22 protein-coding genes are annotated in these 21,996 nt (G+C 66.6%); 9 read left to right on the top strand and 13 right to left on the bottom strand.

Annotated elements, in window-relative coordinates; all coding sequences use genetic code 11:
* Positions 1 to 20: 20 nt before the first annotated feature.
* From mnmG to NPJ82_RS00660, 4 genes are read left to right on the top strand one after another with little or no spacing between them, the layout of a single operon-like run.
* Positions 21 to 1,853 carry a tRNA uridine-5-carboxymethylaminomethyl(34) synthesis enzyme MnmG gene (gene mnmG / locus NPJ82_RS00675; RefSeq protein ID WP_342658019.1) on the top strand — a complete coding sequence of 611 codons (1,833 nt, stop codon included), beginning with the start codon at positions 21 to 23 and terminating at the stop codon, positions 1,851 to 1,853.
* Positions 1,850 to 2,464, top strand: a complete 615-nt coding sequence (rsmG, locus tag NPJ82_RS00670) for a 16S rRNA (guanine(527)-N(7))-methyltransferase RsmG (protein ID WP_342658018.1) — start codon at positions 1,850 to 1,852, stop codon at positions 2,462 to 2,464. The genes mnmG and rsmG overlap by 4 nt, the downstream gene beginning before the upstream one ends.
* Complete coding sequence (locus NPJ82_RS00665; protein WP_112383898.1) at positions 2,461 to 3,243, top strand: ParA family protein; 783 nt, start codon at positions 2,461 to 2,463, stop codon at positions 3,241 to 3,243. The genes rsmG and NPJ82_RS00665 overlap by 4 nt, the downstream gene beginning before the upstream one ends.
* Positions 3,240 to 4,181, top strand: coding sequence for a ParB/RepB/Spo0J family partition protein (locus NPJ82_RS00660; RefSeq protein ID WP_342658017.1), 942 nt, complete (start codon positions 3,240 to 3,242; stop codon positions 4,179 to 4,181). The genes NPJ82_RS00665 and NPJ82_RS00660 overlap by 4 nt, the downstream gene beginning before the upstream one ends.
* A 4-nt stretch (positions 4,182 to 4,185) precedes the next feature.
* Here the strand turns inward: NPJ82_RS00660 and holA are convergent, their stop codons facing one another.
* Genes holA through NPJ82_RS00640 form a run of 4 tightly spaced genes read right to left on the bottom strand, consistent with a single transcriptional unit; the run spans position 4,186 to position 8,659 of the window.
* The gene (gene holA / locus NPJ82_RS00655; protein WP_342658016.1) at positions 4,186 to 5,205 is read right to left on the bottom strand and encodes a DNA polymerase III subunit delta; all 1,020 of its coding nucleotides are present in this window, start codon (positions 5,203 to 5,205) and stop codon (positions 4,186 to 4,188) included.
* Complete coding sequence (lptE, locus tag NPJ82_RS00650; RefSeq protein ID WP_149681385.1) at positions 5,202 to 5,711, bottom strand: LPS assembly lipoprotein LptE; 510 nt, start codon at positions 5,709 to 5,711, stop codon at positions 5,202 to 5,204. The genes holA and lptE overlap by 4 nt, the downstream gene beginning before the upstream one ends.
* A complete protein-coding gene (leuS, locus tag NPJ82_RS00645; protein WP_342658015.1) occupies positions 5,708 to 8,215 on the bottom strand; it encodes a leucine--tRNA ligase in 2,508 nt (835 codons plus the stop codon). The genes lptE and leuS overlap by 4 nt, the downstream gene beginning before the upstream one ends.
* A gap of 9 nt (positions 8,216 to 8,224) precedes the next feature.
* Positions 8,225 to 8,659 carry a DUF3576 domain-containing protein gene (locus NPJ82_RS00640; RefSeq protein ID WP_112383938.1) on the bottom strand — a complete coding sequence of 145 codons (435 nt, stop codon included), beginning with the start codon at positions 8,657 to 8,659 and terminating at the stop codon, positions 8,225 to 8,227.
* A 236-nt stretch (positions 8,660 to 8,895) separates the two neighbouring features.
* Between NPJ82_RS00640 and NPJ82_RS00635 the strand changes: the two genes are divergently transcribed.
* Positions 8,896 to 9,603, top strand: a complete 708-nt coding sequence (locus NPJ82_RS00635) for a porin (RefSeq protein WP_311732267.1) — start codon at positions 8,896 to 8,898, stop codon at positions 9,601 to 9,603.
* On the opposite strand, the gene NPJ82_RS00630 is transcribed toward NPJ82_RS00635, so the two are convergent.
* Complete coding sequence (locus NPJ82_RS00630; protein ID WP_342658014.1) at positions 9,576 to 10,094, bottom strand: thiamine phosphate synthase; 519 nt, start codon at positions 10,092 to 10,094, stop codon at positions 9,576 to 9,578. The genes NPJ82_RS00635 and NPJ82_RS00630 overlap by 28 nt on opposite strands.
* A gap of 40 nt (positions 10,095 to 10,134) precedes the next feature.
* Here NPJ82_RS00630 and NPJ82_RS00625 point away from each other — a divergent pair, with 40 nt between their 5' ends.
* From NPJ82_RS00625 to NPJ82_RS00615, 3 genes are read left to right on the top strand one after another with little or no spacing between them, the layout of a single operon-like run.
* Complete coding sequence (locus tag NPJ82_RS00625; protein WP_342658013.1) at positions 10,135 to 10,800, top strand: YggS family pyridoxal phosphate-dependent enzyme; 666 nt, start codon at positions 10,135 to 10,137, stop codon at positions 10,798 to 10,800.
* Positions 10,797 to 11,468 carry an HAD family phosphatase gene (locus NPJ82_RS00620; protein WP_342658012.1) on the top strand — a complete coding sequence of 224 codons (672 nt, stop codon included), beginning with the start codon at positions 10,797 to 10,799 and terminating at the stop codon, positions 11,466 to 11,468. Before NPJ82_RS00625 ends, NPJ82_RS00620 begins: the two co-directional genes overlap by 4 nt.
* A gap of 20 nt (positions 11,469 to 11,488) precedes the next feature.
* Positions 11,489 to 12,286, top strand: a complete 798-nt coding sequence (locus NPJ82_RS00615; RefSeq protein ID WP_342658011.1) for a hypothetical protein — start codon at positions 11,489 to 11,491, stop codon at positions 12,284 to 12,286.
* Here NPJ82_RS00615 and ribA read toward each other — a convergent pair.
* The 5 genes from ribA to NPJ82_RS00590 form a co-directional block, all read right to left on the bottom strand.
* The gene (ribA, locus tag NPJ82_RS00610) at positions 12,281 to 13,333 is read right to left on the bottom strand and encodes a GTP cyclohydrolase II (protein ID WP_342659046.1); all 1,053 of its coding nucleotides are present in this window, start codon (positions 13,331 to 13,333) and stop codon (positions 12,281 to 12,283) included. The genes NPJ82_RS00615 and ribA overlap by 6 nt on opposite strands.
* A complete protein-coding gene (locus NPJ82_RS00605; protein WP_342658010.1) occupies positions 13,327 to 14,109 on the bottom strand; it encodes an exodeoxyribonuclease III in 783 nt (260 codons plus the stop codon). Before NPJ82_RS00605 ends, ribA begins: the two co-directional genes overlap by 7 nt.
* Positions 14,110 to 14,440: 331 nt before the next feature.
* Positions 14,441 to 15,064, bottom strand: a complete 624-nt coding sequence (locus NPJ82_RS00600; RefSeq protein ID WP_342658009.1) for an outer membrane lipoprotein carrier protein LolA — start codon at positions 15,062 to 15,064, stop codon at positions 14,441 to 14,443.
* A 76-nt stretch (positions 15,065 to 15,140) separates the two neighbouring features.
* Entirely contained in the window at positions 15,141 to 16,577 is a 1,437-nt protein-coding gene (locus NPJ82_RS00595; RefSeq protein WP_342658008.1) for a carbohydrate porin, read from the bottom strand.
* A gap of 86 nt (positions 16,578 to 16,663) precedes the next feature.
* Positions 16,664 to 18,976 carry a DNA translocase FtsK 4TM domain-containing protein gene (locus NPJ82_RS00590; RefSeq protein WP_342658007.1) on the bottom strand — a complete coding sequence of 771 codons (2,313 nt, stop codon included), beginning with the start codon at positions 18,974 to 18,976 and terminating at the stop codon, positions 16,664 to 16,666.
* Positions 18,977 to 19,086: 110 nt separating this feature from the next.
* Between NPJ82_RS00590 and NPJ82_RS00585 the strand changes: the two genes are divergently transcribed.
* A complete protein-coding gene (locus NPJ82_RS00585) occupies positions 19,087 to 20,301 on the top strand; it encodes a UbiH/UbiF/VisC/COQ6 family ubiquinone biosynthesis hydroxylase (RefSeq protein WP_342658006.1) in 1,215 nt (404 codons plus the stop codon).
* Here NPJ82_RS00585 and NPJ82_RS00580 read toward each other — a convergent pair.
* The 3 genes from NPJ82_RS00580 to NPJ82_RS00570 are packed head-to-tail and all read right to left on the bottom strand — an operon-like array spanning position 20,298 to position 21,974.
* Entirely contained in the window at positions 20,298 to 20,465 is a 168-nt protein-coding gene (locus tag NPJ82_RS00580; RefSeq protein ID WP_149681375.1) for a Trm112 family protein, read from the bottom strand. The genes NPJ82_RS00585 and NPJ82_RS00580 overlap by 4 nt on opposite strands.
* A gap of 10 nt (positions 20,466 to 20,475) precedes the next feature.
* Positions 20,476 to 21,081, bottom strand: coding sequence for an LON peptidase substrate-binding domain-containing protein (locus NPJ82_RS00575; protein ID WP_112383883.1), 606 nt, complete (start codon positions 21,079 to 21,081; stop codon positions 20,476 to 20,478).
* Complete coding sequence (locus tag NPJ82_RS00570) at positions 21,078 to 21,974, bottom strand: tetratricopeptide repeat protein (RefSeq protein WP_342659045.1); 897 nt, start codon at positions 21,972 to 21,974, stop codon at positions 21,078 to 21,080. The genes NPJ82_RS00575 and NPJ82_RS00570 overlap by 4 nt, the downstream gene beginning before the upstream one ends.
* Positions 21,975 to 21,996: the final 22 nt, after the last annotated feature.

Below are 21,996 nucleotides of genomic sequence, written 5' to 3'. Positions count from 1 at the left end.
TTTTCCATTATTGCGGCGGCATGTTCGATGTTGTGGTAATCGGCGGTGGACACGCCGGGACCGAGGCGGCTGCCGCTTCGACACGGCGCGGGGCTAAAACCGCGCTTCTTTCCTTCGACCGTCGTACGATCGGCGCCATGTCCTGTAACCCTGCCATCGGCGGCTTAGGCAAGGGGCATATCGTGCGGGAGGTCGACGCGTTCGATGGGTTGATCGGTCGTGCAGCGGACGCAGCCGCGATCCATTATCGTATGCTCAATCGCAGCAAAGGGACCGCCGTCCAAGGTCCACGCGTCCAAGCGGACCGGCGGCGCTATGCTGCGGCGATCCACCATATGCTTTCTGCACAGGCGAACCTGAGCATCGTCGAGGGAGAAGCGGCGGCGCTTCATATTGAACGTGACCGGATTGCGGGCGTTCGTCTGGCAGATGACACCATCATCGCGTGCCGGGCGGTGGTGCTGGCAACCGGTACGTTTCTGGGCGGCCGGCTGTTCCGGGGGGATGAGCGTGATGCCGGGGGCCGAGTAGGGGAGAGGTCTGCAAGTCGGATGGCCGAGCAGCTCCGTGCCCTTGATCTGCCTATGGCGCGGATGAAGACCGGGACGCCGCCACGACTGGATGGGCGGACGATCGACTGGGCGGCATTGCCGGAACAACCGTCGGACAGTGAACCATGGACGATGTCGCCTATGACTGGCACGCGTCCGCTTCCCCAGATTGCCTGCGCGATCACGCGGACGACGCCGCACACCCACGCTATCATAGCGGAGGCATTCGATCGGTCCCCGCTATTCACCGGCGCGATCGAAGCCAACGGGCCGCGATATTGTCCATCGATCGAGGACAAGATCAAACGCTTTGCCGACCGCGACAGTCACCAGATCTTTTTGGAGCCCGAGGGTCTGGATGACCCGCTCGTATATCCAAACGGATTGTCCACCTCGCTGCCGACCGATGTCCAGGAGTCGATGATCGCCAGCATGCCGGGGCTGGAACGCGCCCGGATCACCGTGCCTGGTTATGCCGTGGAATATGACCACATCGATCCGCGTGCGCTGGACGGGCGTTTGGCGTTGCGTGCGATTGACGGCGTATTCTGTGCCGGACAGATTAATGGCACGACGGGGTATGAAGAGGCCGCCGGTCAGGGCTTGGTCGCCGGATTGAACGCGGCGGCACATGCCTGTGCCATGGCTCCGGTGATCTTGGATCGCGCGTCCAGCTATACCGGAGTGATGATCGACGATCTTATATTGCAGGGCGTAACCGAGCCCTATCGCATGCTCACCGCTCGCGCCGAGTACCGATTGTCGCTTCGCGCGGATAACGCCGAGACGCGCCTCGGGCCGATCGCCAAGGCGTCAGGGTGTCTGAGCGCTGAGCGAGCGGCACATCAGGCGGATCGGATGCGGCAACGCGAGCAGCTGCTGGAGGAGCTGTCGGCGATGCGGACTGCGGCCGATCTGGCTCGCCACGGCGCCAGCGTTGCACAGGATGGATCACGGCGTACCGCATATGAATGGCTGCGTTTCGAGACCGTGACCTTGGATCACGTCATGAATGGCATGGTCGACGTCGAACCTGCGGTGATCGCCGAGACGCTCGAGGATGCACGCTATGCCCCGTATGTGGAACGGCAGGCTGACGAGGTTGCCCGGCTTCGCGCAGACGAAGCGATCATGTTGCCGAGCGACTTGGCCTACGCCACCGTACCGGGGCTTTCACAGGAGATGATCGATCGCCTCTCGCTTGCGCGGCCTGCCTCGCTGGCTGCGGCATCGCGTATTCGCGGCATCACTCCAGCTGCGCTGTCCGCGGTATTGCTGCACGCCCGGAAGCGGGCAGCATGACGGAGCAGGATGCACAGGCCTGGATCGCCGCGCGTCATGGCGTGGCTGCTGTCGATCGGATCGGGACATTCCTAGCCATGGTTGCCCATGAAAACGGGCAACAGAATCTGGTCTCGCCCTCCACCATCGATACGATGTGGTCGCGTCATGCCTTGGATTCGGCACAGTTGCTGTCTTTCTTGCCCAAGGGCGCCGACCGGTGGATCGATATTGGGACGGGCGGCGGCTTTCCGGGGATGGTGGTGGCGCTCGCCTGGGACGGGCATGTTACCTTGGTAGAGCCACGCAAACGCCGCGCTGCTTTTCTCGCGGAATGTGTCGAGAAGTTCGGCATCGGCGACCGCGTGGTGGTGCATGCCAGCAAGATCGAAGCCGTCAACGAACAAGCCGATATAATTTCGGCCCGTGCGGTCGCGACAATCGAAAACCTTTTGCGCGCGGCAGCACACTGCGGCAAACGGGATACGCGGTGGCTGCTCCCGCGTGGCCGCTTTGACGAACGCGATCTGGACGGTCTGCGCCAGAATTGGCAGTTTGTGTTTCACGTGGAACATAGCGTCACCTCGACGGAATCGTCGATCGTGATCCTCGATCGAGTACGTGCCAAATGATCTGTGTCGCTGTGGCCAATCAAAAAGGTGGGGTGGGAAAAACCACGTCAGCCATCAATCTGGGAACGGCTTTGGCTGCAACCGGGCTGCATGTTTTGCTGATCGATTTCGATCCCCAGGGAAATGCATCGACCGGGCTGGGCGTCAGCCATGGTGAGCGGGCTTGGTCCAGCTATCATGTGCTTATGGGTGAAGTAGGTGTCGACCAGGCTGTCATGCAGAGCCGGGTGCCACGGCTCGACCTTCTCCCTGCGACCGTGGATCTGTCGGGGGCAGAGATCGAGCTGGTCGATTTCGAGGAGCGAACGCACCGGCTGGATCGCGCGATGCGAGCGTCTTCCGGCCAATGGGATATCGTCTTGATCGATTGCCCGCCCTCATTGGGCCTGTTGACCATCAACGCGATGGTCGCCTCGCATGCGTTGTTCGTACCCTTGCAATGTGAATTTTTCGCGCTGGAAGGTTTGTCGCAGTTGCTGACGACGGTGGAACGTATCCGTGCCCGCTTCAACCCGGGCCTGTCTATCATGGGTGTCGCATTGACCATGTACGACCGCCGGAACCGCTTGACGGATCATGTCGCGGCAGACGTGCGCGCAGTATTGGGGGGAGTGGTGTTCGAAACCGTGATTCCGCGTAACGTGCGATTGTCGGAGGCACCCAGTCATGGCTTGCCGGCGCTGATCTACGATCATCGTTGCGTTGGAAGCCAGGCCTATATCGCCTTGGCCCGTGAACTGATCTCTCGCTTGCCCGCTGCTGCAAAGGCGGCGGCATGAGCACGGAAACGGCCAAGCGCCCGCGTCCCGGCCTCGGCCGTGGCCTGAATGCACTGCTGGGTGAAATCGCGCGTGAGGCGCCGGTCAAGCCGGGGATGGATCAGTCACAGTCCGGCGTGCGTATGCTGCCCGTCGGTGCCTTGTCGCCACATCCCGATCAGCCGCGTCGCCGGTTCGATGAAGCGGCGCTGGACGAACTTGCGGGATCGATCGCAGCACGTGGACTGATCCAGCCGATCGTCGTGCGGCCGCATGGCAAAGAATATCAGATCGTCGCTGGAGAGCGACGCTGGCGGGCGGCACAGCGTGCCAGACTGCACGAGGTGCCCGTCGTCGTTCACGAGTTCAACGACGCCGAGACGCTGGAAATTGCACTTGTTGAGAATATTCAGCGGCAGGATCTGAACGCGATCGAGGAAGCACAAGCCTATCAGCGATTGGCCGGCGAGTTCGGTCACACGCAGGAGGCTCTGGCAAAGATCGTCCACAAATCACGCAGTCATGTCGCCAATCTATTGCGCCTGTTGGAACTGCCAGCGGGCGTGCAGGCACAGGTGGTGGATGGATCGCTATCGATGGGACATGCACGCGCCTTGCTCGGCGCGCAGGACGTGGAAGGCCTGGCCGATCAGGTGGTAAGCCGTGGCTTGTCCGTTCGGGAAACCGAAAAGCTGACCCGCGAGGCGAAGGGCAGGGCAACGGCTGGCGAGGGGCAGCGGGACGCAGGCGGCGGCGCAGCACGCAACCCCGGCACCGGCGGGACGAGCATGGATTCTCCTGATGCCGATATTGCAGCGCTGGAGAATCAACTTGCTGACCTGCTCGGCCTATCGGTGCGGATCGCGCATTCCGGGGAAGGTGGGACGCTGACCTTGAGCTACTCGACGCTCGATCAACTGGACATGGTGTGCCAGCGACTGACCGGAGAAGGCATTTAGGCGATCAGCCGCGTCGAGCGATGCCTTGGGCGATTACCGTCGCTTCCGCTTCGGCAAGAACCGATCCGGCATTTCCGGGCGCGACAACGGCACGCTCGGCAGCACGAATGCGGGCCAGCGCACGGGAGAGCATCATGGGTGTCCACCGGCGTAGCGCACGGGCCGTCTGTGCCTCATCGCGGAAGAAGATGCGGTGACGCTTCATGACGGCATCCACTGGTTCGCCGGTTTCGATCTCGGCCCGCATTTCGGCCAAGGCGACCAGACGGCGGGAAAGCGCGCGTAACCAAGGGATGGGGGAGGCGCCCCCCTCATCCAGCAGGGTCAATTCGCCGCCCAGATCGGCGACACGACCCTCGACGACGGCCTCGACCGCCTGGCCCATCTCCGCTTCGCCGAGATCGGCACCCACGGCGTCAAGAGCGTCGTGATCAAGCTCACGAACGCGATCCGGTGCTGCATCGAGATACAGTGCCAGCTTTTCCAGTTCCCGCATCAGGACGGAACGGTCGGCAGCGGTTGCATCCACCAACCGCCGGGCAATGCCGGCGGCGGGGCGCATCCCCAATTCACCGGCCAGCGTCATGACCATCCGCTCTGCATCGGCGGCGCTGGGCGCGTAACATCCGAATGCCATCGCACGGGGCGAATCGGTCGCCAACTTGACGATGCGGGCGCTGGTCTTGACGCTTGGCGCAATCGCAACGACCGGGTTGCCGGCACGATCCGCATCGAGCAGCGTCGAAAAGGCCGCCAGGCCCTCTTCACCCACCGCCGTGATGCGCACGTAACGCGCCCCACCGAACAGGGACAGCGAGGCGGCTTCATCCGCGAGACGCGCAGGATCGTTCTTCAAGGTCGCGGGATCAAGGTCGATCCGTTCGGCCTCTGGTCCCATCGCTTTGGCTAGGCGATGGGCGAGATCGGCGGCGGTCGCTTCGTCGGGACCGTGCAGGAGGTAGAGGCGGATATCGGGGCTGGGCTTATCCAGTGCCTGACGGATCTGGTTGGGGCTGGCTTTCACGGGGCGGTTGGTTGAGTGCGCGCGTAGGTGGCGAGGCGGGCGACGATCTGGTCGGCGACGATCTCGGAAAGTCGTTCCAGTGCCGTGTTTTCCGCTGCAATCGTGGCATATTCGGATTGCACCACGTCGATCCCCGCATCGGAACCCGCGCTGGCATCGAGCAGCACCGCGTTGTTGCCGGTGTCGATCAACTGATATCGCGCGCGCAGCGTACGTCGCTCCCGCGTCACGCTGTCATCGGCACGCACGCCGAGCCCGCGGATCTGGTCATCGAGACGCACATCGAGCCGATAGCGCGCACCGCCGCTGCCATCACCACCGCCGCCTACCAGCCGGTCGCGCAGGGCGTTGCCGACCAGCCAGCCGGCCTTGCCTTCGATCGGTGCGACCTCGACCTGGGTCAGCGCATTGGCGACCGCGCCGCTGCCGCCGCCGGCATACAGCGGCTTCAGCCCGCAGCCGGCAAGCGTCAGGCTGAGCGCCATCAGGGCGAGGGGAGCTTTCATGCGACGACGTTGACCAAACGGTCAGGCACGACGATGACCTTGCGCGGCGCCTTGCCCTCCAGCAACTGGACGATGCGCTCGGAAGCCAAGGCAGCTTCCTCCAGCCTGTCCTTTGCCATGCCCTTGGGCACGATCAGGGTATCGCGCAGCTTTCCATTGACCTGGATCGCGATCGTCACCTCGTCCTCCACCAGCAGCGCGGCATCGACGCTGGGCCACGGCGCATCGGCGATCAGGCCGCCGGTACCGATCGTTGCCCAGGCCTCCTCGGCAAGATGCGGCACCATCGGCGCGACGAGCAGCAACAGGGTGCGGATCGCATCGGTCCGGGTCACGCCCGCCGGCGCCTTTTCGACCGCGTTGACCAGCTCGTACAGCTTGGCCACCGCCTTGTTGAAGGCCAGCGCCTCGATATCCTCGGCCACGCCGGCGATGGTCTGGTGCAGCTTGCGGGCGAGTGCCTTGTCGGGCGCGTCGCTGCCCGTCTCGCCGACATTCTCGAACAGGCGCCACAAACGCTGCACGAAGCGCCACGAGCCCTCGATACCCGCCTCCGACCAAGGGAGATCGCGTTCGGGCGGGCTGTCGGACAGCATGAACCAGCGCACCGCGTCGGCGCCATACTGGTCGACGATGGGCTCCGGATCGACCGTGTTCTTCTTGGACTTGGACATCTTTTCGATGCGTCCGACGGTGATCGGCTTGCCGCTGGCGATCTCGATGCCATTCTCGACCTCGGCGGGCGAGAGCCAGCGATTGTCCCACGACCTGTACGTCTCGTGCGTCACCATGCCCTGCGTGAACAGGCCGGCAAAGGGTTCGGCCACGTCGATCAGACCGATATGTTTCAGCGCACGCGTCCAGAAGCGGGCATAGAGCAGATGCAGGATCGCATGCTCGACCCCGCCGATATACTGCCCCACGGGCAGCCAGCGCTCGGCGACCGCACGGTCAAAGGGCCTGTCGTCGGGCTGGCTGGCGAAGCGGATGAAGTACCAGGACGAATCGACAAAGGTGTCGAGCGTGTCGGTTTCGCGTACCGCATCCTTGCCGCAGGCGGGACAGGCGACGTGCTTCCACGTCGCGTGCCGGTCGAGCGGATTGCCGGGCACGGCAAAGGACACATCCTCGGGCAGGGTGACGGGCAACTGGTCCTTGGGGACCGGAACCGCGCCGCAATCCTGGCAATGGATGATCGGGATCGGCGTGCCCCAGTAGCGCTGGCGGCTGACACCCCAGTCGCGCAGGCGGAACACGGTGGAGCCCTGACCCCAGCCTTCGTTCTCGGCACGGGCGATCACGGCCCGCTTGGCATCCTCGACGCTCATGCCGTCGAGCAGGGCGGAGTTCACGATGGTGCCGGCACCGGTATAGGCGGTATCGCCCTGGAATACCGGATCGACCGCGTCACCGTCGGCGACGACGCGGCGCACGTCGAGCCCGTATTTGCGCGCGAAATCCAGATCGCGCTGGTCATGCGCCGGCACGCCCATCACCGCGCCGGTGCCGTAATCCATCAGCACGAAGTTGGCGATGTAGACCGGCAGCGCCCATGCGGGATCAAAGGGATGCGCCACGGTGTAGCCGGTGTCGAAGCCCAGCTTCTCCTGCGTTTCCAGCTCGGCAGCCGTGGTGCCGCCTTCCTTGCACCGCTGGATGAAAGCGGCGGCGTCGGCATTGCCGGCGGCCAGCGCCTGCGCGACCGGGTGATCCGCGGCGATCGCCACGAAGCTGGCACCGAAAATCGTGTCGGGGCGTGTCGAATAGACCTCGATCGGGTCGGCCAGCGGCGCGTTGGGCGCGAAGCGGAAGGTAAGGCCCCGACTGCGGCCGATCCAGTTTTCCTGCATCAGCTTGACCTTGTCGGGCCAGTGATCGAGCGTGGTGAGCCCTTCCAGCAGCTCGTCGCCGAATTGCGTGATCTTCAGGAACCACTGGTTCAGCTTGCGCTTCTCGACAAGCGCGCCCGAGCGCCAGCCGCGACCGTCGATCACCTGCTCGTTGGCGAGCACGGTCATGTCGACCGGGTCCCAGTTGACCGCCGATTCCTTGCGATAGACGAGGCCCGCCGCCAGCAGGTCGAGGAACAGCGCCTGTTCGTGACCGTAATAGTTCGGCTCGCAGGTGGCGAGCTCACGCGTCCAGTCGAGCGCGAAGCCGAGCCGCTTCAACTGTGCACGCATCGTAGCGATGTTGTCGCGGGTCCAGCCGCCGGGATGCACGCCCTTTTCCATGGCGGCGTTTTCGGCGGGCATGCCGAACGCGTCCCAGCCCATCGGGTGAAGGACCTCATGCCCCGTCATCCGCCGATAGCGCGCCAGCACGTCGCCCATCGTGTAGTTGCGGACATGGCCCATATGGATGCGCCCCGACGGGTAGGGGAACATCTCCAGCACATAGGTGCGCGGCTTTGGACTATGATCGTCGGCGGCAAAGGTACGTCGGTCTTCCCAGACGCGCTGCCACGCCGCATCCGCCTTGAGCGCGTTGAAACGCGAAGCCATGGTCGCCGCTTAGCCCGAGATGGCGCCGCGGCGCAGGTCGCGCGCCTTGGTCAGGATGATGTCTTCCAGCTTCTGCGTGGTTGCCGCCGCGACGGGCGCGGCCACCCACTGGCCCCCGCGGTTCACCTCGCGCAGCGCTGCGACGCGCAGCGCATCGGCACGCAGATCCTGGTCGAGGATGGTGACGGTGACCTTCATCCGCTCGGTCGGGACCTGCGGATTGACGTACCAGTCGGTGACGATGACGCCGCCATTGGAATCGGTCTGCACCAGCGGCATGAAGCTGAGCGCGTCGAGGCTGGCGCGCCACAGATAGCTGTTCACGCCGATCGTGGTGACCTTGGACGCCGCCAGATCGCCCGTGGGCCGATCGCCGCCGCCGGCACAGGCGCCCAGCGACAAGGCGGCAAGAACCGCGAACGCGGTGGCTGAACGGCGAAGCATCGGCAACATCCTGAAATAGGAATAAGGGTTGATACGGCCTCTACAGGGGCGCCGTCACCCCGGCAAGCGGTGGCGGCACCACGCCCTTGCCCAGAGCTGAAGGCCCGCATTGTGTGAGTAATGCAACACTCCGACAGATTCGGCCGGAAATCGTATAACTGTCCTCTTGAATGGGATCGCTACCGGGGCATTTCGTGTTAGGCGCATCTTCCACAGGGGAGCTGAGGGGTTCGGTCGTGAAGATCGGTCGGGTGATGATCGGGATTGCTGCGGGAGCGCTGGTCGCTGCCGGTGCGCTCGTCGCGCCCGCGTTCGGCGCCACCGAAGTGCGCAACAAGCTGCCACCCAAGCGCGCCGGCTTCTCGTTCCGCGGAGGCGCGGGCTTCACGCCGTCGTCGGCCGACCCGCGACTCGCCGCCGTGTTCGCACGCGGCGGGATCGATGCGGGCGACTTCCGCTTCACGCCGGCCGAGACCCAGCGCGGGAATCGCTCCGTCAGCGTCGCGGTAAAGGCGCAGACCAGCCGATCCGCCGAAACCAAGGTTGCGGCGGTCACCTCGCCGGTCGTGGGGCTGACGCCGATCTCCTATAATCTGGGCGTCGCTGTCGGCTGGAAGCAGTTTGCGGTGTCCGGCGACGTCAATCGCGTCGATCTGGCGGGCCTGCCCGGCAGCCGCGAGGCCGCCGATGTCGCGGTCAGCTATTCGGGCACGCGCTTCACCGGCCGGGTGAAGGCGATGGCCGACCGGCCGATGCAGAATGGCCCGGCTCTGGTCGACGACATGTCCAGCTATGCGCTGGATGTCGGCGGCTCCTATTCGCTGACCCGCAATCTGGATGTGACGGCGGGCGTGCGGTATCGCTCCGACCGGGAGCGCCTGACGCGCGTCGACGAACGCCGCGACAGCCAAGCCGTTTATCTGGGCACTGCCTTCCGCTTCTGATCGGGGCGGGGCCGCCAGGCGTCGATCGCTGCCCATCCGTGAAATCCGCGCATGCGCCTGAATCGCCGGGCGTCCATACCGCCTAGGGCGATCCGCGGCAGATCGAGGCGTGAGCCGATTCGCGCGGCCCGGCCCGCGCCCAGCACGCCTTCGCCCGGATGCGAGCGGGTGGGGTGGACCGGCGAGACGAACAGCATGTCCGCGCCCGCGCGCGATGCGATGATCGCCTCGCGGTCGTCATGCGCCGGCCAGGTCGTGAGCCCGGCGGGGCAGGAGGCGGCATGACGTCCTTCACCGAGCGCCGGGCCACGGGCGACCACCAGCACGAGCCGTCTTGCCCGGGTCAGCCGCCATAGGCGACGCAGCAGCGCGTGGCGGGCGCGGCGCGGAGTGGCATAATGGCGGAACACGACGCCCGATCCGGGCGGCAGCGCGCGGAGCGCCTGCCATAGCGCGTCGCTCAGCCGCTCGTCGGTCATCAGCCAGGTCACGGGGTATCGGTGGGCCATCGCCCGGCTTATAGCGCGCGACATGACCGAGGACAGCGCCGGCGCACTTGCCGCCATCACCGACCGTATCGCCCGATCCGCCCGCATCGCCGACCGCCGGCCGGATGCGGTGACGCTGATCGCGATCTCCAAGACGCAAGGCCCCGAAGCGATCCTGCCGCTGCTGGAGGCAGGGCACCGCGTGTTCGGTGAAAATCGCGTGCAGGAGGCGCAGGGCAAATGGCCGGCGCTGTGCGAGGCCTATCCCGACGTCACGCTGCATCTGGTCGGTCAGCTCCAGTCGAACAAGGCGGCGGACGCGGTGGCGTTGTTCGATGCGATCCACAGCGTCGATCGCCCGTCACTGGTGCAGGCGCTGGCCGAGGCGATGGCGCGGCAGGGTCGCCGGCCCGATTGCTTTATCCAGGTGAATATCGGCGAAGAGGCGCAAAAGGGCGGATGTGCCATCGCCGATCTGCCGGCGTTGCTGACCGGGGCGCAGAGTGCGGGGTTGCCAGTGAAAGGATTGATGGCGGTGCCGCCCGCAGGACTGAATGCGGCGCCCTATTTCGCTTTGCTGGCGAAACTGGCGCGGGATTACGGGCTGGAGGGCCTGAGCATGGGGATGAGCGAGGATTTCGAAACCGCAGTGACGATCGGGGCGACGCATGTCCGCATCGGCAGCGCGCTGTTCGGAGCGCGGGCATGAACCATGACGCGCTGCTGTTCGATTTCGACGGCGTCCTGATCGAGAGCGAATATGAGGGCAATCGCCATCTCGCCGAATGGCTGAGCGCCAATGGCCATCCGCATACGCCCGAGGAGGCGATGGCGCATTATATGGGGCTGGCCGGCCCCGATTTCGTGTCGGCGATCGAGGCGCGGATCGGTCGTGCCTTGCCCGACAGCTTTCGCGAGGCGCGCGAGGTGGAGAACCGGCGCGTGATGGAGGCGGGTGTGGACGCGGTGGCGGGCGCGGTCGCCTTTGTCGGGTCGCTGCCGGCGGACCTGCCCAAGGCGATCGTCTCGTCCAGCCATAGCGACTGGATCGACCGGCATCTGCGCCATATCGGGCTGCGCGACCTGTTCGGGGAGCATGTCTATAGCGGGCGCGAGCATGTCGCCCGCGGCAAGCCGGCGCCCGACCTCTATCTCTATGCCGCCGACCGGCTGGGCGTGCCGATCGGGGCGTGCGCGATCCTGGAGGATTCGCCGGTCGGGGCGACCGGCGCGGTGGCGAGCGGGGCGTTCGTCATCGGCCTGTGCGCCGGGCAACATTGCGGCACCGGCCATGACGCGCGCCTGCGGGCGCTGGGCGTGCAGGCGATCGCGCATGATTTTGCTGGGGTGCGGGCGGCGCTGGGGCTGCGCGACTGATCGATCGGGGGGAGTGGGGGATGGACGAGGATGAGTTCGAGGGCGACGCGATCGCCGACCTGCTTGCCCGCCCCGGTGCCGCGGCGATCCTGGCGGCCCTGCCGGGGTGCAGCGCCTATCGCGACGATCCCGATGCCGCCATGGTCATCCGCTCCTGCGATCCTCATGCGTTGCAGATCCATGTCGAGGACCGCGCCGGGCATGTCCGTGCCTATCCGCTGCGCGGTCGCTATGTGGTCAGCACCGATGGCCGGCTGCGCGCCGCTATCGCGGCGAACGTCACCGATGGCGACCGCGCGCGGGACGCGGCGGTGCGGCGGATCGCGACGTTCGGCATGGCGGGGCGGATCGAGGCGGGAGACGTCGCCGATCTGGCGGGCGCGATCGACAGCATCGAACGCGGCGTGCTGCCAAAGCTGGCCGATCGCCGGCGGACGACCGCACTGGCGCGCAAATACGGGTCGCCGCGCATCGTCCTGCGCTTTACCGATCACTGGCGCCGGCTGGCGGGGGGCAGCGTTCCGGCCGATATCCTGATCGAGCATGTCGCGTGCCTGCGCGAACTTGGCGAGATCGAGAATGCCCTGGCCGGCACCGAAATCCTGCAGCGCCGCGACCATGACCTGTCCCCCTCGGCGCAAGGGGTGCTGTTCACGCAGCGTGCCGCCTTGTGGCTGGACCTGTACGAACTGCGCCGCGATCCGGCGCATCTCGACCTGGCGCAACAGGCGGCGGACCGAAGCTGGGCGATCGGCCCGTCGCGCGAATGCCGCGGCGTCCATGGCCGGCTGCGCAAGCTGCGCGAGGATAATCTATAGCTGGTGGCCGGTGCGGTCGCGCTTGGTGGCGAGATACTGCGCATTGTGCGGATTGGGGGGCAGCTTGTGCGGCACGCGCTCGGCGACGGCGATGCCGGCGGCCTCCAGCCCGGCGACCTTGGCGGGGTTGTTGGTCAACAGCCGCACCCTATCCTGCCCCATGAGCGCCAGCATGCGCGCGGCGACGCCGAAGTCCCGCGCATCGATCGCGAAGCCGAGCCGGGTGTTGGCATCGACCGTGTCGAATCCCTGATCCTGCAGACGATAGGCGCGCAGCTTGTTGACCAGGCCGATCCCGCGCCCCTCCTGCCGCAGATAGAGCAGGATGCCCCAGCCCGAGTCGGCGATGGCGTGGATCGCGGCATGAAGCTGGGGCCCGCAATCGCACTTCAGGCTGCCCAGCACGTCGCCGGTCAGGCATTCGCTGTGCAGGCGCACCAGCGGCGGCGCGCCATTCGGCTGGCCGATCAGCAGCGCGACATGCTCGTCCGCGCTTTCGGGCGATCGAAAGGCGACGATCTCGGCATCCTCCGCCCCTGCGACGGGCAGGCGGGCGCGCGTGGCGATGGCGAGGCGGTCGGCATCCTCATGCGCGTCGATATCGGCTGCGGTGAGCGCAACCTCCGGCGCGGCGGTGCCGCCTAGGAAGAAGGCAGGGAGCAGCCCGGCAATGCGGGCGAGGCGCAGGGCGGCGCTCGCCGGTCGTGCATCGGGCAGGTGCAGCGTGCGATAGGGCCCCTTCAGCGGCGTCGCCAGATCGAGCTGCGGATCGGCCAATGCGGTGGCGGCCGGGAAATCGATCCACGGCGCGCGTTCGACCAGGACCGGCGAATCGGGATCGGCGGCCTCCACCTGGTTGGCCAGCTTCAGCGTCGCGGCGCGCCCCGATGAGATCAGGATGCCCGCGGCCCCCTCGGTATCGAACGCCGCCAGCCGTCCCGGATCGGCGGTTTCCACCGCGAGCAGCGTGATCCCGTCGATCGCGATCGGCCAGCCACGGCGCAGGGCATCGATCGCGCGGGCGGCGGCACGGGCGTCGCTCACCAGTCGAACTCGGTCATGATCGGGATGTGATCGGACGGCTTCAGCCAACTGCGGCACGCCTCGAACACGGTATGTCCGGATGCCTGTGCGGCCACGTCGCGCGTCGCCCACATGTGATCGAGCCGGCGACCACGGTCGGAGGCCGCCCAATCCTTCGCGCGGTAGCTCCACCAGGTATAAAGCCGCGTCGGCGCGGGCACGAAGTGGCGGCCGAGATCGACCCAGTCGTTCGATGCCTGAAGCCGCGCCAGCGTCTCCACCTCGATCGGCGTGTGGCTGACGACGTCGAGCAGTTGCTTGTGGCTCCACACGTCCGATTCGAGCGGCGCGATGTTGAAGTCGCCGGTTAGGATCGTCGGGCAGTCCAGCGCCTGCGACCAATCGATCATGCGGCCGAGAAAATCGAGCTTCTGTCCGAACTTCGGATTCACCTCGCGGTCGGGGACGTCACCGCCGGCCGGAATATAGACATTCTCCAGCCGCACCCCATTGGGCAGTCGCACGCCGACATGGCGGGCTTCCCTGTTCGCCTGCCAGTCCAGCCGGTCGTCCTCGACGATGGGCACCCGCGACAGGATCGCGACGCCGTGGTGCATGCGCTGGCCGTGGATGACGATGTGGCGGTAGCCGAGCGCGCGAAACGCATCGAACGGGAAGTCGGCGTCGATCACCTTCGTTTCCTGAAGGCAAAGGATGTCGGGTTCGACCTCGCGCAGGAACTGCTCGACGATGGCGATCCGGAAGCGGACGGAATTGATGTTCCAGGAGACGATCTTCACGTCGATCCATCTAGGCGGGGGCGGGAGAGCGGGCAAGGTTATGGGGTTCTCGTTCAATCGGCGCGCGCCGCGGGCGAAGCCCGCGTCGTCGGAGGGGCTGCGCCCCCCGGCCGTGCTCGGGGAGCGAGATGCGCAGCATGCTCGATCCCCTACGCAGAAAGGCCCCCGCTCCGGGGGCATGGAGCGAGGGCCGACCTAGCGTTCGTCACGCAGGCGGGATGTGGTCAACAATCCGGGCAACAGGGGGGAAATCCCGGACGCTCCACAACCGCAAGACCGGTATTAGGCCGACCTACCTGTCGCCCGGATGAATGAAACTGTTGGTTTCCATTCAGTTTTGTCGTCCACCTCTCCGTGGGTCGTTCCAGCGGAACGTACTGTCGCTGACCGGCATGCCGAAGCGCTGGTTCGACAGGCGAATCGTGGTGCGATTATTCTGGCCGTCCAGCGCCACCCAGCCTTGCAGCATCAATCCGGCGGGGGCCGCCGAATCGCGCGCGAAGACCAGCGTGATCCGGCCATATTCGGGATGCTTCGGATCGTTCGCTTCGACCGAGACCAGACGCTGATCCGTCGAAGGCACGATCCTGGCGAACCGCGTGATGTCGCGATCGGGATCGAGCAGCACGCCCAGCGGCGAATTGCGGATCGGCCAGCGCTGCACCTGCCGCACCGAATAGTCGATAAAGGTCAATGCGCCGCCCTCCGCCACGATCAGCAGGGGCACGCCCTTTTCATATTGGAAGCGGATCTTGCCCGGCTTCTTCAGTGTCACCGTGCCGGTCAGCACCTTGCCGGCGCGATCGGTCTGGCTGAAATCGGCGGTCATCGTCGTCACCGACTGAAGGTGCCGCTGAACCGCGGCCAGATCGCCGGTCGCCTGCGCCAGAACGGGGGCGGGCATCAGCGCGACGGCCGCCGCGACGGGGGCGAGGATGGAACGCGAAACGAACATGCATGTCTCCTTGGAGCGGGGGCTTGTCCCATCCGCGTTGAACCGGCTGTGAACTCCCGCGCGTTTTCGGTTGCGGCTACAGTGTGATGGCCGCCTTCATGCCCAGCACCGCCACGTCGTCGGCCGCCGCGACGCCGCCGGGGTGATGGATATATTGCAGGTTCGGCCGCATCTCGAGCCAGTCGGCGGGGTGGATGCTGTAATAGATCTCGGCGGCATATTCGGCGCCTTGTACCGCCGGGCGGGCGGGATCGAGCCGCTGCCCGGCCGCCACGCGTCCGTTGACGTTGGTACGCGCAACGCCGATGCCCAGAACGTCGCCGGGCACATGCGGCACCAGCCCCTTGTAGAACAGGCCAAGGGCCACCTGGTTGTCGGTGACGCTCGTCCGGCGATCCGCCTGCGTGACATTGGCGAACATCGACAGGCCGTTCATCGCCTTGCCGTCCTTCGACTCGCCGGTAAGCTGCTGCTGCATCGTGAAGTAGACGCCGTAGCGGCTGTCGCGGCGCAGCGGGTCCATGCCGGTGATCGCGATCGGACGGCGGCTCACGTCCAGGAACACGTCGTCGCCATGCTCCGTCGCGATCCAGCCGCCGATCTTGTACGATCCGACATGGCCATCGTCGCCACCGCGCGACCATCCGCCCTCCACCGGCACCAGCACGCCCGTCGCACCCTTGAAATGCGCAATGAAGAAGTGGTTCTCCAGATTGCGCGGATTGATCTCGTACGCCGCGGTCTGCACGTAGAAGTCGCGGGGCAGGTCCACCCGCACGCGCGCGCCCCATTGGCCGATGGGCCAGTTCTGCCAGTAGCTGCCGTTCAGATTGCCGGGCTGGGCACCGCAAAAGCTGAGGTTCATGAAGTGGCAGGAGAAGACCGCGAAGTCCTCGCCCGGATTCGTCCGGCCCAGCTTGATCTCTACCGCAGGGCCGATCTTCTGTTCGTACCAAAGCTGCGTCACGCGCACCGTCTGGCCGCGGCCATAGACTTCCTGCACCTGTTGCAGCGTGCCCAGCCCGGCATCCATTGTCAGGTCGTAACCGCGGCGCCACGTGACCGTCGCCTGGAATGCGCCGCCGCCCAGCCCGATCAGCTTTTCAAGATCGAGCAGCGTGCCGACGTCGAACTGGCCCGTCTCCCGAAACAGCTTTCGCGTGCCACCGGCAAAATTATAGCCGCTCTCCGACGCGTAGCGCGCAGTCAGGCCGATGCCGCGCCGGCCGAGCCGCGTCCGGATCTCCTGCCAGTCGCCGATCAGCCCGGGCGGCGGCGCGTTCTGCGTATCGGCGGTCAGCGCGGAAGGCGAAGTATCGCGCTGGCGGTTGCGGGGCGATCGGCCGGCGCCCGTGTTCGGCTGGCGCTGCGTGTCCGCGCTGCTCGTCTCGGGCGGTTGCTGCGCGGTTTCGGGGGGCGGTGGGGATGCGCCGACATCGACCTGCTGCGCATGTGCGCTCCCCGTCCATAGCATGCCCGCCAGCACCGCCGCGGCCACACGATCCTTGCGCATTCAGTCCAACCCCGTTTCGAACCCTTGTCCGACCGACAACCGATTGAAGCGTGGAAAGGTCCGGCAGCGTTACGATCGTTCCCCGATCAGATCGGATGTCCCTCGGTATCGCGCAGCACCTCGCGCCGGCCGACATGGTCGGGGCGGCTGACGACGCCGTCGGTCTCCATCCGCTCGATCAGGCGCGCCGCCGAGTTGTAGCCGACGCGAAGCTGGCGCTGGAGCCAGGAGGTGGACGCTTTCTGGCTTTCGCAGACGAGCTGGATCGCGGCGCGGTACTGCTGGTCCTCCGCCGAATCCTCGCCGGTGGGCGCACCGTCCAGTGCAAAGCTTTCCGCCGGCTCCTCGGTGACCGACGAGATGTAATCGGGCGATCCTTGCGAGCGCCAGTGATCGGCGACCGCATGCACCTCGTCGTCCGAGACGAAGGGGCCGTGAACGCGGACAATGCCCTTGCCGCCGGGCATGTAGAGCATGTCGCCGCGACCCAGCAGCTGCTCGGCACCCTGTTCGCCCAGAATGGTGCGCGAATCGATCTTGGAGGTGACGTGGAAGGAGATGCGCGTCGGCAGGTTCGCCTTGATGACGCCGGTGATGACGTCGACCGAGGGGCGCTGCGTCGCCATGATCAGGTGGATGCCCGCGGCACGCGCCTTTTGCGCGAGGCGCTGGATCAGGAATTCGACCTCCTTGCCCGCGGTCATCATCAGGTCGGCCAGCTCGTCGACGATGACGACGATCTGCGGCAGCACCTGATAATCGAGCTGCTCCTCCTCGTAGAGCGGCTGGCCGTTCTCGCCATAGCCGGTCTGCACCTTGCGGCCGAGCGGCTGGCCCTTGGCACGCGCCGCGCGCACCTTGTCGTTGAAGCTGGCCAGGCTGCGCACGCCGACCGACGACATCTGGCGATAACGATCCTCCATCGTCTCCACCGCCCATTTCAGCGCGCGCACCGCCTTTGCCGGATCGGTGACGACCGGCGACAGCAGATGGGGGATGTCGTCATACATGCTGAGTTCCAGCATTTTCGGATCGATCATGATCATCCGGCACTGGTCCGGGGTCAGCCGGTAGAGCAGCGACAGGATCATGCAGTTCAGGCCGACGGACTTGCCCGATCCGGTGGTACCCGCGACCAGCAGGTGCGGCATCGGCGCCAGATCGGCGACGACGGGATCGCCCGCGATGTTCTTGCCCAGGATGATCGGCAGTTGCGCCGCCTGATCCTCGAAGCTTTGCGAGCCGACCAGCTCCTGCAGGCTGACCGATTCGCGCTTGGCATTGGGCAGTTCGATGCCGATGACGTTGCGGCCCGGGATCACCGCGACCCGCGCCGAGATGGCGGACATGTTGCGGGCGATGTCGTCGGCCAGCGCGATGACGCGGCTGGCCTTGATGCCGGGCGCGGGTTCCAGCTCGTACATCGTCACGACGGGGCCGGGGCGCACCTCGGTGATCGCGCCCTGCACCTTGAAGTCGTCCAGCACGTTTTCGAGCAGGCGGGCGTTGCGCTCCAGCGCGGCCTTGTCGACCGGCCCCGCGGAGGAGGGCGGCGCCTCCACCAGCAGGTCGAGATCGGGCAGCACATAGCTGTCGCGCGGTTCCGCGGGGCTTTGCGCCTTGGCCTTGGCCGGGGCCGGCGCGATCTGGCGATCGGCGATGACGGGGGCGGGACGCGGATCGGCCTCCGCCGGCGCACGCTGCGGCAGGGCGCGGCGCGCGAGCGTCAGCGGCTCCTCGTCATCGTCCTCGTCGCCCATCCAGGCGTCCTCGCCGGCCAGTGCATTGGCCCGCGCACGGCGGCGGCGGAAGCGGAAGCGGCGGTCGCCCAGGTCGATCTCCAGGCTGCGACCCCAGACAAGGATACCGGCCACGGCGAGCGCCAGCCCGATGCCGCGCGCGATCCACAGCGCCGCGACCGGCTCGCCGATAAAGGCCAGCGCCCAGTCGACCGATCCGGCGACGGCCAGGCCGACGATGCCGCCCCAGCCGGCGGGCAGCGCCATCACCGATGCATCGGACACGAAGGCCAAGGCGCTCGCCATCAGCGCAACGCCCAAAGTTGTGCTGCGCAACATGCGGACCCAGCGCCCCAGCGGCAGGTCGCGCCACAGCCGCAGCCCCAGGATCGGGCCGATCGGCAGCAGCAGCGCCACCGCCGGACCGAACAGGCTCAGCGCGACATCGGCGATCCAGGCGCCGGGATGACCGACCAGATTGGCGGGCGACGCCCCCGACGCGGTGTTCAGCGCCGGGTCGTTGCCGTGATAGCTGGCCAGCGCCAGGGCAAGGATCGCGGTGGTGACGAAGATCGCGATGGCGGTGACCAGTGCGCCGCTGCGCACCGCGCCCGCCTTCATCGTCTCGCGCCACAATACGGGCTGCGCGCGGCTCGCCATGGTCGAAAACCCCGGATATTCTGAAGAAACGGTGAAAACCATTGCGCGCGGGGGGAGCGGCGTCAAGGGAGCGGCGTTGTAGCGGAGCGCTGCGGGAGGTAGAGCGAGGCATGAACAGCGACGTCATCATCCTGGGCGGCGGTTTGGTGGGTGCGACCCTGGGGGTCGGGCTTGCCGCGCATGGGCTCAACGCGATCATCATCGACCCCGCCGATCCGGCGGTCACGCTGGCGCCCGGCTTCGACGGCCGCGCCTCTGCGGTGGCCAGCGCCAGCGGGCGGATGCTGGATGCGATCGGCATCGGGGCACGGCTTGCGGGCAAGGGCTGCGCGATCCGGCACATCCGGGTCAGCGACGGGCTGGAGCCGGGGGCGCTGGATTTCATTCCCGACGCCGATGACGGTGCGCTCGGCACGATGTTCGAGAACAAGCTGCTGCGCACCGCGATCCATGAGGCCGCGGTGGCGGCGGACGGCGTCGACCTGCGCATGAAGACGCGGGCCACCCATGTCGAGCGCGGCCCCGCCGGCGTGACCGTGACGCTGGATACCGGCGACGTGATCCGCGCGCCGTTGCTGGTCGCGGCGGAGGGGCGCAACTCGCCGACGCGCGAGGCCGCCGGGATCACCGTGGCGCGCTGGAAGTACGATCATGCCGCGATCATCGGTGCCTTCCATCATGAACGCGCCCACGAAAACATCGCGTTCGAGATCTTCTATCCGACCGGTCCCTTCGCGCTGCTGCCGCTGCCCGATGACGAGATCGGCCACCGCTCCGCGATCGTCTGGTCGGTCAAGGGTGCCGATGGCCCGGCGATGCTCAAACTGTCCGACCGCGCCTTTCTGGCGGAGGCGGAAAAGCAGATGGGCGGGTTTCTGGGCAAGCTCAGCCAAGCCTCGCCGCGTGCGAGCTACCCGCTCGGTTTCCACCATGCCGCGCGGGTGACGGCGGAGCGGCTGGTGCTGGTCGGCGACGCCGCGCATGGCATCCACCCGATCGCGGGGCAGGGGCTCAATCTGGGCTTCCGCGACGTGGCCGCTTTGGTCGAGGTGCTGGTGGAGGGCAAGCGCACCGGGCTGGACCTGGGCGATGCCGCGCTGCTGGCGCGCTACCAGCAGTGGCGGGGCCTCGACACGATGATGGTCGCGGTGGCGACCGACGTGCTCAACCGCCTGTTCGGCGTTCCGGGCAGGACGGCGAGCGCGGTACGGCGCTTCGGTATCTCCGCGGTAAACCGCATCCCGCCGCTGAAAGGCCGCTTCATGGCGGAAGCGCGCGGCGAAAGCGGAGAACTGCCCAAGCTGTTGCAGGGCGTGCTGGTTTAGATTTCCCGAGCCTCTTCCACCAGCATCACGGGAATGCCGTCGCGAATCGGATAGGCGAGGCCGGCGGCTTCGCTCACCAGTTCCTGCGCGGCTTCGTCGTGGCGCAGGGGCTGACGCGTCACCGGACAGACGAGGCGTTCGAGCAGCCAGGGGTCGAGGGTCATTGCCCGTTCCTCACTGCAGCGTCACCCGGTCTTCGCCGTCGTGGCGGCCGAAGAATTGCATCAGCTGGATGATGAGTTCGGCGCGCGTCTCGATATCGCTTGCCTCCAGCAACGCCTGCTTGGCGGCAGAGTCGAAGGGGGCGATCTGGGCGATGCCGTTGACCAGGCTCATATCGTCCAGCCGGCTGACCGCTTCCCAGTCGACCGCATAACCCTGAAGGTCGGCGAAGCGGCGCGACTCCATTTCCAGCGACGAACGGCGGGCGATCGACAATTGTTCGTCATCCTCGACCGCCAGCAACTCGGCCTCGACCTGGCGGAAGGGGGTGGATACCTTCAACTCGCGCACGACGCGAAACAGCGCCACGCCCTCCAGGATGATGTTGTAGCGTCCCTCGTCCAGCGCCTCGACCTCGGCGATCTTGCCGACGCAGCCGAGATTGTAGAGCGCCGGCACCTCGCCCTCGCCCGAAGGCTGGATCATCCCGATGCGCCGGTCGCGCGCCATCGCGTCCGAGACCATGGCACTGTAGCGCGGCTCGAAGATATGCAGCGGCAGGTGCATGCCGGGAAACAGCAGCGCCCCCGGCAGCGGGAAGATCGAAAGCCTGGTCATCCGAACAGGATCGCCGACAGCCGCCGGCGCTGTTGCGAAACCCAGGGGTCGGTCATCCCCACCACCTCGAACAGCTTCAGGAGCTGCTGGCGCGCGGCGTCCTCGTTCCATGTCCGGTCGGCAGCGACGATGTGGAGCAGATTGTCCGCCGCGCCGTCGCGGTCGCCCGCGGCCATCTGGGCATTGGCGAGTGCGAAGCGCTTTTCATGATCGTCCGGGTTGGCCTGCACCTCGGCGGCCAGCCCGGCATGGTCCGCCACCGGGGGCGCGGAGCGGGCAAGGACCAGCGTCGCCTGCGCCCGCTGGATGCCGGCATCCTTGGCCAGTTCCTCGGGCAACGCGGCGATAGCGGCTTCCGCCTCGTCGTTGCGGCCGGCCGCGACCAGCGCGCGGATGCGGCCGGACAGCACGGCGGGATGCTCGGGTGCCATCTCGACCAGCTGGTCGAAGATCGCCAGCGCACGCTCGGCATCGCCTTCGCCCAGCACCTCCTCGGCCATGGCGATCAGCGGTTCCAGTTCGGCCTCCGCCTCGCCCGCCTCGGACTGGATCGGCAACTGGCGCAGCAACTGGTCCAGCATGGTGCGCAGCGCGCTTTCGGTGCGCGCGCTGGTCAGGTCGGCGACCAACTGACCCTGGAACATCGCGTACACGGTCGGGATCGAGCGGATCTGGAATTGCGTGGCGATGAACTGGTTCTTGTCGGTATCGACCTTGGCCAGCACCACGCCCTTGTCGGCATAGGCGGCGGCGACCTTTTCCAGAATCGGGGTCAGCGCCTTGCACGGCCCGCACCATTCCGCCCAGAAATCCAGGATCACCAGCTTCGTCATCGACGGTTCGACGACGTCGTGGCGGAACGCGGTGACCGCGTCCTTCTCGGCGGCGGACATTCCCAAGGTGGCCAAGTGCAAC

Source organism: Sphingomonas sp. NY01, from assembly GCF_038809135.1.
Classification (GTDB): Bacteria; Pseudomonadota; Alphaproteobacteria; order Sphingomonadales; family Sphingomonadaceae; genus Sphingomonas; species Sphingomonas carotinifaciens.
Note: the sequence above shows the minus strand (reverse complement) of the source record. Positions and strands in the feature narration are given on the sequence as shown.